The sequence below is a fragment of the Thioclava sp. GXIMD4216 genome (assembly GCF_037949285.1).
Classification (GTDB): domain Bacteria; phylum Pseudomonadota; class Alphaproteobacteria; order Rhodobacterales; family Rhodobacteraceae; genus Thioclava; species Thioclava litoralis.
Window position 1 is genome coordinate 409794 of the sequence record NZ_CP149926.1, and the last position, 18052, is coordinate 427845.

15 protein-coding genes are annotated in these 18052 nt (G+C 56.8%); 4 read left to right on the top strand and 11 right to left on the bottom strand.

The window, feature by feature from the left end:
• Positions 1 to 879 (top strand): CopD family protein, encoded by an 879-nt coding sequence (locus tag WDB88_RS02110; RefSeq protein WP_339108559.1) that lies wholly within the window; start codon positions 1 to 3, stop codon positions 877 to 879.
• A 47-nt stretch (positions 880 to 926) separates the two neighbouring features.
• Here the strand turns inward: WDB88_RS02110 and WDB88_RS02115 are convergent, their stop codons facing one another.
• From WDB88_RS02115 to WDB88_RS02140, 6 genes are all read right to left on the bottom strand, one after another.
• Positions 927 to 1688: a MauE/DoxX family redox-associated membrane protein gene (locus tag WDB88_RS02115; protein WP_339108560.1), complete on the bottom strand. Its 762-nt coding sequence runs from the start codon at positions 1686 to 1688 to the stop codon at positions 927 to 929.
• Between the two features lie 21 nt (positions 1689 to 1709).
• Positions 1710 to 2426, bottom strand: coding sequence for a DUF4396 domain-containing protein (locus WDB88_RS02120; RefSeq protein ID WP_339108561.1), 717 nt, complete (start codon positions 2424 to 2426; stop codon positions 1710 to 1712).
• A 79-nt stretch (positions 2427 to 2505) separates the two neighbouring features.
• Positions 2506 to 2898, bottom strand: a complete 393-nt coding sequence (locus tag WDB88_RS02125; protein ID WP_339108562.1) for a cytochrome c — start codon at positions 2896 to 2898, stop codon at positions 2506 to 2508.
• Positions 2895 to 4232, bottom strand: coding sequence for a multicopper oxidase family protein (locus WDB88_RS02130; protein ID WP_339108563.1), 1338 nt, complete (start codon positions 4230 to 4232; stop codon positions 2895 to 2897). The genes WDB88_RS02125 and WDB88_RS02130 overlap by 4 nt, the downstream gene beginning before the upstream one ends.
• A 1-nt stretch (position 4233) precedes the next feature.
• A complete protein-coding gene (locus tag WDB88_RS02135; RefSeq protein WP_339108564.1) occupies positions 4234 to 4674 on the bottom strand; it encodes a cytochrome c in 441 nt (146 codons plus the stop codon).
• 880 nt (positions 4675 to 5554) lie between these two features.
• Positions 5555 to 6325, bottom strand: coding sequence for an IclR family transcriptional regulator (locus WDB88_RS02140; protein ID WP_339108565.1), 771 nt, complete (start codon positions 6323 to 6325; stop codon positions 5555 to 5557).
• An 88-nt stretch (positions 6326 to 6413) separates the two neighbouring features.
• Here WDB88_RS02140 and WDB88_RS02145 point away from each other — a divergent pair, with 88 nt between their 5' ends.
• Positions 6414 to 7235, top strand: coding sequence for an antibiotic biosynthesis monooxygenase (locus tag WDB88_RS02145; protein ID WP_339108566.1), 822 nt, complete (start codon positions 6414 to 6416; stop codon positions 7233 to 7235).
• Between the two features lie 12 nt (positions 7236 to 7247).
• Complete coding sequence (locus tag WDB88_RS02150) at positions 7248 to 7598, top strand: EthD domain-containing protein (RefSeq protein WP_339108567.1); 351 nt, start codon at positions 7248 to 7250, stop codon at positions 7596 to 7598.
• A gap of 510 nt (positions 7599 to 8108) precedes the next feature.
• On the opposite strand, the gene WDB88_RS02155 is transcribed toward WDB88_RS02150, so the two are convergent.
• From WDB88_RS02155 to WDB88_RS02175, 5 genes are all read right to left on the bottom strand, one after another.
• Positions 8109 to 9749 carry a DUF262 domain-containing HNH endonuclease family protein gene (locus tag WDB88_RS02155; protein ID WP_339108568.1) on the bottom strand — a complete coding sequence of 547 codons (1641 nt, stop codon included), beginning with the start codon at positions 9747 to 9749 and terminating at the stop codon, positions 8109 to 8111.
• Between the two features lie 902 nt (positions 9750 to 10651).
• Positions 10652 to 11632, bottom strand: a complete 981-nt coding sequence (locus WDB88_RS02160) for an ATP-binding protein (RefSeq protein ID WP_339108569.1) — start codon at positions 11630 to 11632, stop codon at positions 10652 to 10654.
• Complete coding sequence (locus WDB88_RS02165; RefSeq protein ID WP_339108570.1) at positions 11629 to 13809, bottom strand: hypothetical protein; 2181 nt, start codon at positions 13807 to 13809, stop codon at positions 11629 to 11631. The genes WDB88_RS02160 and WDB88_RS02165 overlap by 4 nt, the downstream gene beginning before the upstream one ends.
• Entirely contained in the window at positions 13806 to 14567 is a 762-nt protein-coding gene (locus WDB88_RS02170) for a hypothetical protein (RefSeq protein WP_339108571.1), read from the bottom strand. The genes WDB88_RS02165 and WDB88_RS02170 overlap by 4 nt, the downstream gene beginning before the upstream one ends.
• Before the next feature lie 63 nt (positions 14568 to 14630).
• Entirely contained in the window at positions 14631 to 16505 is a 1875-nt protein-coding gene (locus WDB88_RS02175) for a TniQ family protein (RefSeq protein ID WP_339108572.1), read from the bottom strand.
• Between the two features lie 824 nt (positions 16506 to 17329).
• On the opposite strand from WDB88_RS02175, the gene WDB88_RS02180 reads away from it, so the two are divergent.
• Entirely contained in the window at positions 17330 to 17950 is a 621-nt protein-coding gene (locus WDB88_RS02180; RefSeq protein ID WP_339108573.1) for a recombinase family protein, read from the top strand.
• Positions 17951 to 18052: the final 102 nt, after the last annotated feature.

Below are 18052 nucleotides of genomic sequence, written 5' to 3' on the forward strand. Positions count from 1 at the left end.
ATGGGCGGAGTTCTTGCCGCACTGGAACCGGTGCAGATCGCCTCGATCCTCGTCAAGGCGGGGATGTATGTCAGTGTCCTGCTTGCGGCGGGCTCCGTCATCAACCTCTGGCTCCTGACGGAGCTGGATGCCGCTGCAAGCCGTCGCCTCAGGCGGCTTGTAGCATGGTCCGCCGTCGTTGGCATTGTGTTCAGCGCACTGAACATTCCGCTGCGGGCGGCTTTCTTCTACGGCGGCTTCGGTGGCGCGCTTGATCCGATGATGCTTCAGGTCGCGCTCTTCAGTCCCCTCGGACGGTCGGTAGAGGCCGATATTCTCGGTCTTATCGCCATCTCTACCATCGTGTTCAATCGTGTTTGGACTCGCCCTGTGGTGGCCCTTGGTGTCATTCTTGTCGCCATCAGTTTCGCACTGCGTGGTCATGCAACCGGAGACCCGAGGCTGGTGCTTTCGACGCTTTTCGTCGTCCATATCCTCGCAGCAAGCTTCTGGATCGGGGGGTTTTACCCGCTCTATGACATGGTAGGCCGCGGCAATGACGCAGCGATCCGCACTGTCGAACGGTTCGGTCAGGCAGCGCTTGTCATGGTCGGGCTGCTTGTCGTGGCGGGCGTCGTCATCCTGGTGATCCTGGCGGGCGATCCTATCGCGGTCCTGACCCAACCCTGGGGGCAGTTCCTGACGCTGAAACTGGCAGTCGTGGCCCTGCTTCTCGGCCTCGCTGGGCTGAACAAGCTTCGGCTGACCCCGGCCCTGGCCGAGACCGGAAACGCCGGCCCGCTGAGGGCGTCGATCCGGTGGGAGGTCGCGGCCTTCCTCGTGATCCTGCTGGTCACTGCCACCTTCACATCCACGGTCGCGCCGGAGCACGTTGGCTAAGGCAGAAAGACACCTGGGGCGTTGCGACGACGCACCCGTTTCTCATCTCAGCCCCCGAGGGCGCGCAGGCCCATCCAGAAGCCCATCACGATCATCATTAGGTTCTCGGTCAGGGAAATGAAGCCGAGCGGCACGTTGGAGTTCCCGCCGACGCAGGCACATTTCAACTCGCGCTTGTCGATGTAGACGGCCTTGAACACGCTGATCGCCCCAATGGTCCCGATGAACAGGGCGACGGGCGCGGCAACCCATGTCAGGACGCCCGCGGTCATCAGGATGCCGGCCAGCGCCTCGCCGTAGGGATAGACCTTGCCGTAGGGCACCCAGCGTTTCGCCAGCAGGTCGTAGTTCAGGAACATGGTCGAGAACTGCTCGACGTCTTGAAGCTTCTGGATCGCAAGCACCGTCATCGACAACGAGATGAACCACTGGAAACTCTGCCAAGTCAGGATCGTCCCGTACTGGTGCCACGCCAGCCCGAGCGCCAGCAGGGCACAGACCGAAAAGATCGCGATGACGGGCCGGTAGCTCGTGTCGGTTTGTTCTTCCTTCGGCGGGTCGATCCCGAGGAAAATGCGCAGGTCATCATGCCCCCCGATGCGCTCCCCTTCGATGAAGGTTTGGGGCGTTGTCTTGACATCATGCTCGCGCTTGAAGGCCTCGGTCTCGTCCTTGCTCTTCAGGTGATGATCTTCGACGGCGTAGCCGTTGCGCTCCAGCAGATCCTTAGATTTCAACCCGAAGGGACAGGTATGTTCGGGCATGACCATCCGGTACAGAACGGCAGTCTTATTGCTATCTTTCGGCATGGTGGCCTCCATTCTTCAGAATTACATTTGTTCCTTGATCCCTGCGCGGATCAGCCACCAGTTGACGGGGTAAGAGGTGACAAAGCCGCAGAGCATGGCGATCTGCATCACGAACCAGAATTCGACGCTGTTTGTGCGCAGTTCCGCCCCGAAGACATGCGGGAAGATCCAGAAATGGGCGATGGCCATAAACCCGTACATGCCGATCTGCCATGACGTCAGCGAGGCAGCATCTGCCTTGACCGCCTGAACAAGTGCCTCTCTCGGAGAGAGGTCCCGCATGGGCTTGATCGCGAAATACTGGAAGGCCACGCCGAAGCCGAAGGCAAGGATGAAATCAAGCACCCAGACGGCGAAGATCTTATCTGCGAATATCCAGTGCCAGCCAAATGCCACAGCAACAGCCGGCAGAAGGAAGGCCAGCCATTCGGCAATGATGTCACCGACGGTACAGCCACTTCCGCAGTGCAATGCGCCTTTGGCGACAGAGACCGCAAAGGGCGGTTTGTTGTTATGGCCGTGCTGGTGATGATGCGCATGCCCGCCTATCGGCGCTCGGCCAACGGCCAGATAGGCCCCAAGAACCAACACATGTCCAAAAAGCGCACATAGCGGCCAGACGAGGTTCATAATCCACATATGCTGTGGGCGTCTGCGTTCATCAAAGGCAATCCAGCCCGCGCAGATGATCGCCGCGATGAGTGAGAGGATTGCAAGGATATGAAGGCTTTCGGGCATGGCTCTCTCCTGGCTGGTTTGATAATTAACACCTGACCAGCGGGGAAATGTTCCCTGAAAACTGATTTATTACTGCTTATTATTGCTGGCTGACCTCTTGCTGGTAGGTGCGCTCGCGCTCGGGCCAGGTCGATTTAATATGGTCGAGGATCGCTCGAATTTGCGCGTCGCTCAGCGTAGCACCAAAACCCGGCATATCACTTTCATAGCCTTCGCCGACCACTGCGGTGGTCCCGTCCCGCGTGATGCGGAACAGGAGATCGTCGCTATGATGCCAGGTATGTCCGGTAGCGTCATGGGGGGGTGCTGGCAGCCGCCCGTCCGGGCCTGTGCTCTGCCAATCGGGATGGCCCTGAAGCTGTGTCCCATGGCATGATGCGCAATGGTCCTGATAAAGTGCTGCGCCACCTCTGTCGCCTGCCCAAACTGGATAGGCCAGACCCGAAAGTGCGAAAATCAGGAGCGCCCTCATGAGACCTCGATCCAGTTTGTCATCCCCGACGCGGCATGGCCCAACATGTGACAATGCAACAGCCACTTCCCCGGATTATCGGCAAGAAAGGCGATTTCGGTCACCTCATTCGGCATGACCAGCACCGTGTCGCGCAAGGGACCAAGCGTCCCATCTTCCTTACGCACGCGGAAATGCATCCCGTGCAGGTGCATCGCATGCGGGAAAATCGTTTCGTTCTTCATACGGATGCGGAGGGTCTCGCCACGCGAGAGAGTGGCAAAGGGGGTATCTCCCAATCCGACCTGTCCAGCCAATGCCCAGAACTGGCCCTGCTGGACCAATTCCTGCCAATCCAACTGCTGCCCGTTGAACCTTGCACCATCCAACCCGCGCATGGCCCCGCCCTGCAGTGGCATATCAAGGACAGGGGCAACCTCGATGCCTGCAATCTCCATACGCGGATTGCGTGGCAAGGGCTCAGGCGCGCCGCGCAGAGTCGATCCGGCACGCCCCGTGACAGGGACTTCTGCCAGCAGGCGCCAGCTCTCATCGGCCGCAGCAAATAGAACCCCTGCGGTTTCCCCTTCCTCGGCTGTCACATCGACGATCAGATCAATGCGCTGCGCAGGTGCAAGGACCAACGTATCCGTTACAGGTTCCGGCGCGCCCAGCGGCATGCCATCAAGAGCCACGGTCCAGCCGGTCATCCCCTCAAGTTTCAGGCCGAAGATCCGCGCATTGGCCGCATTGATCAACCGCAACCTCAGCCGTTCGTTCTGCCGCGCGGGCAGCCTGTAGTCGTAGCGCCCGTTCACCCCCACGAGGTTGCCAATCTGCCCGCCATGGCTGCGCGTCATCGGTGCTGCGAAGTCATCGACAAACAGGCCAGTCTCGGGGTCCAACAGCCAGTCGTCAATCATCAGGACCTCATCACGGTCCACATCCGGCGGGGTCGGTTCCTCGATGATCAGAGCGCCAGAAAGCCCCCGCGCGACCTGTTCCATCGAATTTTTATGCGCATGATACCAATAGGTTCCGGCATCGGGGAGATCAAAGGCATAGTCGAAACTTTCGCCGGAGGGCACCGCCGCTTGGGTCAGCCCTGCAACCCCATCCATGGCGTTTTCGATACGGATTCCATGCCAATGGATCGAGGTCGGGACTTCCAGCATATTTGTCAGCCGTCGCTCCAAACGGCTTCCCTGAACCGCGCGGATCACCGGCCCCGGGATCGTGCCATCATAGCTCCAGACCGGCGTCGCTGGGTAACCTTCCGGAGCAAGCTGGACTTTGGCCGCTTTGGCCGTCAGCAGGGGCATCTCCCGCGCATAGGCGCGTCGTGTTATCTTCATCTCAGTTGATCCCGTTGGCGCGCTGCACTTCGCGAATATAGGCGATGATCGAGATCACATCCGCGCGTGTGACATCAGGCTGGGGCGGCATATCTCCGAATTTCCAATGATGTGCCCGCACGCCATTCGCAGCCGCCATCTGGAAAGCCATGTCTCCGTGATGCGACGGCTCGTAGATCTTATGGATCAACGGTGGGGCGATCCCCATTCTTCCGGCGGCATTTTCCCCGTGGCAATCCGCGCAGACCGCATTAAATGCCCGCTTGCCCATGGTCGCCTCGGGCGACAACGTATCGGGCAGGGTGACGGTCACCATGGCCGCGCCGTCCGCAGGGGTGGCGTTTGGCTCGGTAGGGGCGGTTGGCGCAGGAGTGCGCGTGAAAGCAAAGGCCGCAAGCGCCGCAGCAAAGACTGCGGCTCCGGCGAGAGTATATTGATTCATAGAAGTGTTCCGTCCTAAGCGGCAGTGCTGGCCGCATCCTGTAAACAGGCCGAGCGCAATCGACCCGAGATCAACTAACGAGTTCTCGGGCGCGAGGCGGAGGGAGGTCCAGAGATAGGCGTATCGCCGTTCCGCGACGCGGCTCAGGCCACGCATAACGGAAGCGTCGCAGTACATCGTCGCGGAAAGGCCGGCTTTCATCGAGAACGGCATGGGATGCGCAGGTCGCCATATCGGCGCAAGTTAGGTCAGCTTGCTGGTGCATCGGCGTCTTGTGGTCTGTTTGGATCATCACTTCCGGACAGGACGCGCAGTCATGCGTCTCGAGCCCCGCCACAGACTTCTGCGGCAAGGCAGCCAGCATCATCAGGCTGGTCAGGACGATGACGAAGAGTAGCCGCATTGAAACCTTCTGTAAGAGTCTCCAAAATGGGTTCTGACGAAGGTCCGGTCAATCCGAAAATGGTGCCACATTCCCTGCTACAAGGATCAATCGCGCATAAAGCAGGTCGCCGTGCTCTTACTTTACTATCGGCGATTGATCAGATGCATTGCGAGCACGGAAAGTTACGGATGGCGTGACACCGGTCGTTCGTTGCATTTGACACGAAGGTCGGCTTAGGGCCGATTGTGTTGAAAAACTCTCTCACCGAGCACTCACAGGGCTCCATCGAGAATTTTATTCTGGTGAAAGTCAGATCGCCCTCTCTGGCGAGGCACTTTAGCCCTAAGTTAGAACAGGCGTTCTGGAACCCTGCACTGTGCTGAAGCCACCCGAGTTTTTCAACACAATCGGCCGAAGACGTCGATACAGTGGTGCGGCCCTCGTATCGGGCTGCCGCACCGCCGCATGACCGGCTTGAGCCCTTTGTGACAGGTATCAGCCCCGACCCGGAGCGGACGCGTCTGATACAAGTTCGCTCATGATGTGCGCCATTTCGTCCAGCCGCGTCGCAGTCAGGCGGCTGCTTGGTCCGGCGAGGCCGAAGCCGGCGCGGACTTCCCCATCGTCGTGCCAAGGGACGGCAACGCAGTTGAGGCCTGGGCACCAGTTCTCTTGGTCAAGAGCATGGCCGCGTTCAGCTATCGCGTCGATTTCGGCCGCGATCCCCGGACCGATGCGGGGCGCGTGGACCTCGAACATCCGGTGGCGTAGAGCGGGAAGAAATGCCAGGAAGAGAAGACCGATAGCTGAGCCTGCCATCGGCTGACGCTCTCCACGTTGGCTCGAGGCGCGCAGAGTGCGAGGGCTTTCGATTGCGTCAAGAAAGTAGACCTCGTCTCCGGAGGGGACAGCGAGGAACACCGTTTCACTGGTTTGGGCTGCCATCTCCTCCAGAGCGGGGCGCAACCGGCGCCGGAGAACCTCGTCATCGCCCACTACACGGGCAAGGTTCAGGATGCGATCCCCGAGATGATAGCGCATGTCGCCGGGGCGACGTCGGATGTAGCCGGCATCCTGAAGGGTTCTGAGGATATTGTGCGCGGTCGTCGTCTTCAGGCCAGCCCCCTCTGCAATCTCTCCCAGAGAGGCGGCACCGCCTGCGTGGGCGATCGTATCGAGCATCTCGAGGGCGCGGGTGACGGACTGGATCATCGGTAAAATTTCCACATGAATGAAGTTTTGAAAAAATATAGCCGAAGCACTCACTCATTCCAGTTTGTAACGGAACGGGCGTCCTCAGGGACGTGTTGGCCCGGTGACTGCCGCAGCGCAGTATCCCAAGACGGAGACGACCATGACACGCACGATGATCGCAAGGGTAACGCCCAAGGTTGGTCAGACCGAAAGGCTGGCATCACTAGTGGAAACGCTGGCGCAGCAGGTGCGCCGCGAAGCGGGCAACATCCGCTTCGAGGCCTTCAGCGAAGACAGCGGTGCGGTGGTGATGCTCGAGGAATACCGCGACGACGCGGCCTTTGAAGCACATCTTGCCCAACCCCATACCCAAGAGTTCAACGCAGCGCTTGAGGAGGTTGCCACCGGAGGCGCATCGTCCGTGACCGACCTCGCCGGCTTTGCTGGCGCACGAGCCTCGGCTCCGGGAATTCGGGCTGTGGACCATGCGGGCCTCACCGTGCCTGACATTGAGGCCGCGACCCGCTTCCTGTCCGACGCTTTCGGAGCCGTCACGCTTTACGACGTGTTGCCAGAGGAAGGGCCCGACATGGAAGGCGAAGGGCCAGAGGCGGAACTGGGTCTTTTGCCAGGAACACGGATCGAACACATGCGCCTCGTGCGGATTGGCAACGGGCCAAGCCTCGAGCTTTTCCGAATGGAAGACGGGACACAGTCCGATCCTGCGCGCCTTCAGGATCTCGGGCTCACGCACCTTGGCCTCTACGTCGACGACATCGATGCGGCATGCGCTGCTTTCACGGCCGCCGGAGGCACGCTGCTGAAGGGGCCACATCCGCTGGCCAACAACGAAGACAATGACGGCAATGCAGGCATTTATGGGCGCGCGCCTTGGGGCACGCTGTTTGAGCTGCTGACCTATCCCGGCGGCATCGACCTGCCCACGGACTCCCCGGCGCCCCGCTGGACCCCCCATCCCTGAAGGACCAAGACCATGATCAAGATGACAATGCTTCTGAAGCGCAATCCGGATATCGACCACGCGGCCTTCGTGCGGCACCACCGTGAGACACACGGGCCCTTGTTCCGTTCGATCCCGGAGGCAAAGACCCATGTGCTTCGCTACATCCAGACCCACCCGACGGAAGGCGAGTTTCCCGTCCCGCAGGCCGACTTCGATGGCACCGCCGAAATCTGGTTCGATAGCCCTGAAGGGATGAAAGCCGTGCTCGGATCAGAAACCTACGAACAAGCGGTTTTTCCAGACGAGCAAACCTTCCTCGACCATGAGAACACGCTCATCCTCGTGGGTGAGCAAACCGAGATCATCGAGGAGAAGGCATAGTCGGAAAAGTGGTAGCGCCGTGGTGAGTGAGGTTATGAAAGCGCCCGCTTCTTCCCTATGGCTGCTCGGAGGTAGGATGACCTAAGCTGGAGCAGCGACCGGCGAACGGCGGCATTGTCCGCGTTGCTGACGTTGGCCTAAGCAATCACGCTGCATGGAGCCATGAATGACCGGTCTAGGGAAGCACCCCGCAGCGATGACCAGCCTGGTGAACGGCGGCTATGGGCCGGGAGCGACGGCCCTCCAGGCGCAAGACAAGCTGCGCCGCAGTATGACCCGTTCGAGCACGAAGCAGAGATGCAGTCGCGCGGCAGGACCCTTGCCTAGCGCGCCAGGCCTGAGGGAGCTTCCGGCCCTATCCAGACATTCATTGGGATTGGCAGCGCGGACCTGCAGCATCACCAAAACGGCCACTCATGACGTGGTGCAGCAACACCAATTAAACGGTCCCGTCCTGATCTGCGCATACGGGGGTTGACCCCAGATCTAGATACTAGACGGATACTGAAGTTATAAAAAGTTAAACCTCTTTTTAAATGCATCTAGCATCTCTTTCTCTCGCGCTTCGATTACTTCGAGGCTCCAATCTCGCTGCCCAAGAGCTTGTTGGGTCCAGATCCACGAGCTTCCACCTTTCTTTTGGATGTACTCCATCTTCTCCAAAAAGGGTTTCCGTGCCATTTTAGTGTTTGCTCTTCCCGACACTAGAAGAAGGTTACCTAGCCGATTTGAGTGTTCCGACCAATCCGTAGACGAGAACCGTTCCAGCCAAAATTGTTCTTCTCCCTTCTTTCTCGGGAGCACATGCTCGATAGTTACCTCTGAGCTTTCAACCGACCTGTCGTCATCACCGGAAATCCATTCAAGCCAAAGAAGGCCTGCTCGAAGCCCTCTGATGGAGTATGCATCAGTGGAAAGGGAGCTCTCAAAGCTCTGCCATTCAGACCGACTTATCTTCAAGCTCTCCAAATCACCGAGAGTTTGCTTACCAGATAGAAGAGCTTCAAAATCTGAAATCATTCGCCCAAAACGACCTGCGCGCTGCCCATCCGGCGCCTTCGTGATGGCCAATAAAACCACTATCGATGCTATTTCCCGAAGTACCTGTTTGTAGCTTGGAAGCTGAGACTTTCGACGCGTTATAAACAGGGCGGGAGCTTCCCAGTCCTTAAATCCAGAGCGGCGTCCAATTTCAGCCATATTGCGCACGTCAATGTCATCTGAGTTTTGAAGGAACTCAAAAGACTTCACAAAACTAGGCAGTTCATCTTTCAGGAAGTCTTCTGCCTGTTTGGCAGTTTTCACTCGCTCAAGCACATCGTCATGCAGTGGGTTTTGCGTTCGTCCCCGAATATAAGTCATCCTCATATGCCCGATCAGATCTTGAAATCTCTTTCTTTCAAGTGTCTCCTCGTATTCTTCCCAGCTCTCTGCGAACTTAGTTTTTTGAGTTTCGGAGAGGTTTGTCCGTTCGAGAATATTTGCTTTAAGTATATCAACAGGGTGTAGATCTATACCTCTGTCGTTAAGTATTGCGAATATTCTTAGCGCTCTCAATTGATCTTCTGCGCGCAAAACAGCAATAAATGACCTTTGGAGAACGAATTTCCCAAAGTCTGCGAGCTCCAGTTGATTCAAGCCTTCGCATTTTTCGGCGAACAGTTGGTAATTTTCGATAAACCGTTTGCCTGCCGAGCTACTGAACTCACCCAGCTCCTTTTTGTTAAGAATTCGCTCGTAGAAATCTTTGTATCGATTTCCAGGCAGGACGACCAATTCCGCCTTTGTCCCAGCGAATTCATCCTCTTCGGAAATAAAATATCGTGTTAGTTTTCTGGCAAGATCTGGATCCGAAAGTTTATGAGCTATCGCACTTAACAATAATTGAAGTGTGATAAATCTCTGCTGACCATCGACTATCTCATCTCGACCTAGAACTTTGTCATGTACTAAAACTACACTTCCAAGAAAATAGCCAGATCCGCCTGTTCCCTCTTGTATCCAAGTGGAATACAAATCCTCCCAAAGACTTTCGGCATTGTTCTTTAGCCAAGAATAAGGTCTTTGATAATAGGGGATTACATACCTCTTCTCATTGAAGATTTGGTGAATGGATTCTTCTCGGGCGCTAAACATTTTTTGGTCTGACATGGATAAACTAGCCTCTCAAGAAAACAGTAAATGATTGCACTGAGGATTTCTACGTTCGCTTTCAATTACTTGTAGCGCCCCCCCAAAAAAACTGTCGATGCGATCCCCGCCCTGATTTTATAGTGATTACTTAGTCTGCAGTATGAACTCAAGTAGGCTTGAGGCCCGGGTTCTCCTCCGCGGTGCCAGTTGTCTGCCGCCATGAGCAAAAGTGGTGCGCTAAACGTGCATCCGATAGGAAAAGTTAGATTTTTAGTGTGGTGCAGCCGTACATTTACTTGCTTGGGGCAGTTTGAAGACTGGTTTGGCAAAGTCCGGTAGTTACGTATAGCAGACTTTGGCGCTTGCCGCAGCGAAGGTCGGCAATCCGCCCTTATTGTCTGATTATGTCACGTTCGAGACATGATCAGACATTTGCAGAGAACTATCGGTATGGATGCTTTTTTGCGCGGAATGAATTCGACCCACAAAAGGCGCTCGCTTGATGTGACGCTGCATAGGCCCTGCGACCTCAGTCGCAGGTAGTTCGACGAGGCGTTTCTGAGAATTGCCAGACAACCTGTATTGCTATTTTGGGATAGTGTGTCGGCCAAGACACCCAAGTGTGTTGGATTTACCATATTGACTGCGGTTTGGTAGCTTTATGCTCCAAATCTGCACTCTTATGGTCCAACTACACAAAGTGTCATTGGACCATAAGAGTGCAATTTCCGACGGCCCTCAAAACGAATCATCTGCAACCAATTGAGATAGAATCATAATTTCCACCTCCATTCGCGTTTGGAGCAATTCCCTACCAATTTGGAGCAATTGCAAACGCCGCCTCTCGCGCCCTCGCCGCCGGTGAAAAGAAAAAAGGCCCGCGCAAAGCGCGAGCCCAATCAGTTAGTAATGGGTGGTGGTTAGGCGCTGATCGCAGCCCGCCGTTTCTCCCATATCTCGAAGATTTTCTGCGGCGAGAACAGCGCCTCGTAGCTATCGATCGCGAAGGGTGAATAGCCCTCCCGCAACCCCGTTCGACGCGTGAAGGCGAGGCAGAAATGCTGCGGATCTGGTTCGCTTGCCTTCTGATTCAGTGCGATGACGAAAGCGTCGATCAGCAGCTCGATGACAAGCCCCCACCGGTTGGCACAGGCGCAGGCAAGCCGCTCATAGAAATCCCGCGTATTCAGGGTGTCGAACGCCAGCCCCGCCTTATCCGCATAGGCATGACAAAGGCTGACCATCTCCGCCAGATCGGCGGGTCGATGCAGCGCCACCTCGGGAAACGAGATCGGCCGCATCAGATAGGCCAGTTGTTCCTCGCTGGTGATATGCTGCACGAGGCTGTCGACGCCGGACAGGATCAGCATGAGCGGCCATTCCGGTTGTTTCAGAAGGGATTTGAAGCTGTCGAGAATCATCGCCCGCGCCTCGCCGGTCACGCGGGGAAAGATGTGCTGACATTCATCGTAGTGGATGCCGATCACGCCCTGTTCCCGGGCTTGGATGACGACGCGCTCCCAGACTTCCCGCTGTGTCAGTCGCCCGGTTGCCGAGTAGTTCAGCCCTTGATCCAGAGTGTGGATCCCGAGATCCTTCCACGAAAGCAGACCTTTCAACACCACCGATACAAAGCGCGCGGGCCGACCATCCGGCATGATCGTGGAGCCATCGTTCAAGGCGTCGATCTGGCGCCGGATTTCAGTCGATTTTCCTGTGCGGGACGGGCCCGTGACCAGCAGGCCACGCGCCTCGAAAGGACGGCGCAGAGAGGCTTTGGCATAGTAGTCCGTGACCATCCAGACCATGTCCTCCCTCAGACGATCCGCCCTCGGGAAGCTGTAATGTGCGGCCTTCAGCGTCGAAATGCTGCCAGCCGCCGAGAGGTTGATGAAACTCATGACAGCTTCCCCTTTGTATCGGGCTTCGGAAGGGGCTCTGCGGTGTTTGGCGCCTCCTTCGGGGCAAGCGAACCGTCCAGCGGCGGCTTGAACCCTGCGCCCACCTTCCGAATGCCAGCGCTCGCATGTTCATCCGCGATACTGCCCGGATCGACGGTGCCAGGCAGGGCGCTATAGGGACGGGAATGCTGCCCTGCAGTCACGATTTCAGCCTTCTTCTGGGCCTCTGCGATCGTCATATAGCTGCGCGCAAGCTTATGCTCGACGGCGATGAAATGCAGCTGATCAAACCGCGCGCGTCGCGCCCGTGCAAGCCGCGCCTCGAATTCCTCTGTCTCTTCAGGATCTTCTGCCCGCGCAGCCTCTGCAATCGCCAGGAACTCGGGGATCGTCATATCTGACATGGCGGTCCATGTGAGATAGCCCAGAATGGGATCAGGGTGGCCCTCGATCAGGATGGTGACATGATTGGTGCAATCGGGATCCGAGAAGACGGATACCTTGCCGTGGACGTGATCGCGGACGGCCTGCAATTCGGGAGAGTTATAGGGCAGCCCGAATGCTTTGACGCCCTCGTCACTGATCGTCGCTTTGCTCTTCCAGCCGAGGTGAATGAGGCGATCATGCGGACAGATTTCTGCAAAGGAACCATAGAATTGGTTTGTCAGCTGCAGCTGCTTGATCGGGCGTTGCCCAAGCATCGTTGCACCGTAATGCCGCTGGTTGGGATATTCATCGACCAGATAGCGCGTGATCAGGCCATAGAGCACCTGGCAATCCAGCACACCGTTTTTGATCGGATCATAGCCGGGCAAAGCTCCCGCCTTTCGGCCGGTATAGCCGTGGATCATGTTGATCAGAACGCTCTCCAGCGACCCGAACATCCGTTCGAGGAAGGGCTTATCGACGCCGTGATAGCTACGGGCATCAATGCTCTGCCCGAGCACACCGACGGTAGCCGCCTTGACGGATGCATTGCGTAGGCCTGAGCCGTTATCCCCCACGATAGAGCCAATGCCGACAGCAGGCATGGGATCACTCTCGCAGCCATACACGACCTTTTCGCGGGTTTTATCGCGTGTCGCCATGCGAAGGGCCTCGAGCGTCGCATGTTGCGACGGGCTATCCGTCAGAACCCAAGCCAGTGGCATGCGAGTCGCCACATCCAGGACGAGAACCAGCCAGAGCCGTGTGTGGATGATCTCGTCGATCTCCTCCAACGCAGCCTGTTCTTCAGAACTCAGCCGCTCCCACCAGCCTTTCTCCTTCACGGTGGTGATCAATGACAGCTTACATTCGTCAATGGTGACCTCCTCCCCCACGCTCAAGGCCCGCGTATCGGTGGCCCCACGGGAGCGATTATTCGCAACAAAACGCTCCCCATCCCGCGCGATCGCCACAGCGGTAGAGCCGATCATCCGGATATGTTTGGCAAGCGTCTTATGAGTGACCAGCTTCAATGGGCCTAACCCGTTCAATTTCCGCTTTGCGTTTTCTTCCGTAGTAAGCGTTTCCAGATGGCGAAGGACCGACGACACGTTCGGTTTCTTGGGATCAAGATAGATCTGCTCAATTGCCTCGGTCATCAGCTCGCGCATTCTGGTCGTGATCCGCGGCATATGATTGCCGCGCAACCACGCCTGATCCACCAAAGCCATCTCGTCATAGCCAGAGTCGATATAGCGCTGCCTGTAGTCCAGAAGTGTCCGGCCGCGCGGTGGTATAGCGACCAGTTTCGTGGAGCCACCGCGCAGCGCATAGGAGATCGGACGAGTTTTATAGAGCTGCCCTGCCACCTCACGGATGATCCGTTGGTTTTGAAGCTTGTCGACCGATGTCGGCGTCACTTTGACCCCGGATTGCTCTAGATGATCAATGCCCACACACAGCGCCTTGCGAAAATCGATCTGATCCTGAAGCTCCTCGGAAAGCTGCTCGCGGTAGTGCCGGCCGCCGTTGCGCACTCTGGCCGATGCGGCGCTGCTCGTCAGCTGACCAATGCTGGAACAATCAGGCCGTTTCAGCCAAGACAGCGCCTCATTATAGGTAATGATTTCCACGCGGCCGCTATCGGCATGTTCGGCGCGGTAATACCCATCGCCGTTCGGATACAAAACCCTGGTTTTGCCAGAGAGTTTCAACTGCAGGCCTGCCGGAATAAGGGGATTTAGCTTCATGATTGTGACCTCCAGATGCAGGAGTGAAAGCAGATGACGGCGTTAAGATTGGCCTGAAGCTTTTTGGCGGCTATCAGGCGCAGGCAGGACCGGAAGATCCGATATGGCGGAATGTCGAGATGCGGGATAAGATCTGCCATCCGCCAGAGCGTCCTCAGATGCTCGATAGTGTCGTCGACCATGGCATCCGCAGCGGGATCAGGCTCGAAGGCAACGTAGCGATGCATCCGGCGGAGGTTTTCGCGGTAGGGTCGCGAGAAGGCCTCGGCCTCAACGACGGCAAATTCATGCGCTTCGCTCTCGGGCACAGCATCGGCAATAGCGTCGATTTCGTCCTGCACCCACGGCTTTAGAAGGCTGGCCCTGTTACGGACGAAAACAAACCGACGCAGACCAGAGTCAAAGGTAATCCGCTGATCGATGGTATGCCATGCTGTACGCCCTGTCGGATGGCGATAGGGGAAGCGCACCGGCTGGAACTCGACGTCATAGACACCCGGAGTGATAAGAGACCTCTCCGCCACGGCCAATTCGGCGCCGCTTTCCGCCAATCCAACGCGGGGCTGCCATCCGTTCGCCTTCGTTTTGTAAGTGAAGGTCGTCTTGTGGGATGTACTGCTTACGGTGATCGGATTGCGGACCCCCGAGAAGGGCAGAACTCCATGGATTTCCGGCAGGGTGATCTTGCCGGCCGAACGCAGCTTTGGCTTGCCGTAATTCCACGTGTCATGGTCGATATCGAAGAAAGAGACGCTCATTTCTCCCCCTCCGAAGTTTCGACCTGAAGATCAGGGTCGGACGCCTTGGCGATACGGGCGTTTTCAATCGACAAAAGCCATGACAGCTGCTCGCCCCCCCTCAAGACTGGCAATATGCTCGAGATGCTGGCGTTTGAAGATCGGCTTTACCTTCGGGTCGGAAAGCACCGGCTGCGCGCCGTGCTGTTCTATGAAGGCCAGCGTGTCCGTGTATTTTGCCCTTCGCGCCCCGTTCAAAGCGCGCATGACCACATGGGAATGCGCAAAGGCGTCCAGATCGGCTTTGGAAAACAGCCTCTGCGGCCGGTTGGCGAGCCTGTTTTCGGCAAGCTGCGACGGCAAAAGCCCCGATGATGCCAGCGCGTGGATTGTCGGAATATCTGCCGCGAGCCATTTTGCGGCCTCGGCTGCCGTTACCATGCCTTCGGACACCTCACTGAGAAGCGCACGGAGCTGGTTCATCGAAACCAGGAAATCCGCAATCTGGAACGGGCCTGACATTCGCGCCGCCAATTGCAACTTTCCCGAGAGAGCTTGCTCGATAAGCCAGACGGTCGAGCAATGTATCTTCAGCGCTGCCGAGGTCAGCGGACGCCAATAGCGCGAAGGCTTCCGCACCGCTGTGGCGGCGTCTTGCAGGCGCTTTAGAAACTGCATGATGTCGTCATGGTGGAACACGGGCGTTCCGCCATCATCGGGGTAATGCGGCACCAAAAGTCCCGATTCCCATAGGCGATCCATGATATGTCGATCGGCGCCAATCACTGCCCGTGTCACCGTGATCGATGACAGTTTGCGGACCTCTGCGACCACCTGCTCCATGCGATCACGCGACACGAGGAGTTTGGGATCGCTTTTTTCATTCGGCCTGCCCTCCGGCCGAAGCCCCTCCTTTTTCAGCTGGCGATTGAGCATGGATAGGGACACATCGAAATGCCGGCTCGCGGTCAGCGCCGTGAACATCTGGTTGCCCTCGGTCTGTTCACCCAGCACCGAGGTGTTTGGCGCGATGCGGAAGTTCTGCAGGATGTAGCCCCGCACGAAGCGACGGATTTCGTCAAACTCGGGGTCGCGGCGGCGCTCCAGAAGGCAGCTCAAAAGTGGGCCGTAGAGCTTGCCGTAGTTATTCATATGCTGACCGCCCGTTTCTCGGAGGTCAGTCAATGTCACCTGCAGCGCATCCAGCCCTTTGCGCAAAACCTCATAGCCCGCCGCCCCTGCGCGGATCAGCTTATCTGTGGGCTGATGATGCAACTTGGCCTGTGGGCCCTCCTTCAAAAGAAGGCCCAGAGCTTCTGACGCTTGCCACACGACGTGGAACGCCTGCCGGTCGATCCAATCCGCGCCAGCCCCCGTCCGGATGCGGCTGAGCAGATACTCCTCTAAAGCGGACCCATCGGTTCCGACCTCAATGATCGCGCTTGGGGCCCATGTCTTCAGCACCTGCGTGAAATCGTGGATATCGCCTAACCGACATGCAAACTGCGGGCGCTCAAACGCAACACCATGCTTTTGGCAGTGCCGGAACGCGGCGACCTGCCAGATATCCCTCTGATAGGGCCCGAACTTTGGATCGCGGCATTCATCCTCTGCGATACAGAGCGGGCAAAGCTGCCCTCCCCGTCGCAACATGGCAGAGAACTTGATAGTCTCATGGCCGACCCGATATCGACCGACTTCGATCAATGTTGGGGTATGAAGCTGCAGCTGGGCAGGCTCCACCCCGGCAAGACGTGCGACGCGGGCAACCGCCTCCTCCTCGCCGTTGCCGAGGGCCACGCTGTTTATCGAAAAATCACGGCACAGCACGCGCATCCGCGGCAAACCGTTCCTGCCCGAAATTCGTGAACACAGAGATGTCGCGGTTTCGTATGGCTCCATGTCAAGCGAGAGAGGTAAGCGCTGCACTCTGCGTGCGCCTCCGGTCGCCGCATCCAAGCGGCGTTCATTTTGGTTTCCTGTCATCGATTTTGAGGTCTAGCGGGAAGCCATCTATTGTGACTTCCGCAGCCAGACGCGTTCCTTTGCATGTAAGGCCAGCCCTGCCCCCGCCATTCAAACGGTGTGCAGACTTGACAAATTAGACGATGCGAGAGAACCTAAGTTTGCTGGGACCTACCAAGTTCAGCAAATCAGGCGACCTCGCGAGCTATGCTTCGGGGTCGCTTTGTATTTATGGGGTCATGGCTGATCTCCCTGTTCGGTCGTGGAAGGCCCGTAGCGCTCTGGGAACAGGCTATCGACACTCTGGTCGAGGTGACGGGCGATCGCTTCTTCGATCTCGGGACAGCGCCGGTATCCTTGGCTCGTTTGCGTCACGAGGCTGGACTGTCTGCTTGTCTCAACGGCAATATCCAGCAGCCGGACACCCTTCGCACGTAACCTGCGCCGGATATCATCGTGCCGTACCAGATTGATGCTCGTCGTGTCCCAAGACATTGTCGTCCAGATCCTCCAGATCGAGCCGCAAAAATATTGTTCGCAGCACTATGAGAGAATCATGCCCGTAAAAAGACGCGGTACAAGATTTGTTTTGAGGGAAGTTTTGGAGGAGGCTTCGAAAATACGTGTATGGAATGGAAAGCAGCAAGCATGGCCTGTCCTAACTTGACCTACGCAAAATTGCTCTGATAGACCAATCTATTAATTATTATTACAAAATTACAAATACTTAGCATTTATCCATTGTGTCAAACTGTGAACTATTATCAATATGTAGTGCGTCATTATGTCGCGCTATATATTGATTAAAGTACCGCTTCTTGCACTTTTTCACTCACTCAGAAAATCACTTGCGAGTAGAGGACAACAAGTTCAGAATAAAACAAATCATGAACATTGGGGGCGGCGTGAAATTCTACTTTTCAGAAGACTGCGACAAATCCCATGAAGCAGCCATCAGTTTGATACGTCGAATACGGCGTGTCGCTCGATCGCAGGAGTGCTCGATTTCCTTCGAAGGACTGCGGCCCCTCGGACGACAACCATCTGAAATCATGAATAGGCTATCTTCACTGCATCGGGCGGGTGCTTCTATCGATGTCAAACTAGGCGATGATTGTGATCTGAAACTTGGGCAAGCCGTACCGGTGTTGCTGCAGGTCTTGTCAGCGGTGGAACGGAAAAATACGTCCCAACGAACGCAAAGAGAGCTGCGCCACGCAAAGTCTTCTAATACCGTATCCGGGCGACCTTTGGTGATGACGCTTCAGCGCCAGGTGACAGCGGCTCGAATGCTGGCTCAAGGCAAAAGTGGCATGCAGATTTTGCCCGTCGTCCGTGCCTTGGCAGGTCCGCCGATCAGTCAATCTGCATATTATCTTTGGCAGAAGGCATGGCTTGCCGAGAGGCAAGTTTCGGGACAAGCCATTCATCGCGGATGAACCGTCGTGCTACAAACCAAGATTCATCTAAAAAAACGGGCTGCACTATTACTGACGGGCGGATCTTCGTCACTGAACAGAAACGTTATCCAGCAAAAAAGG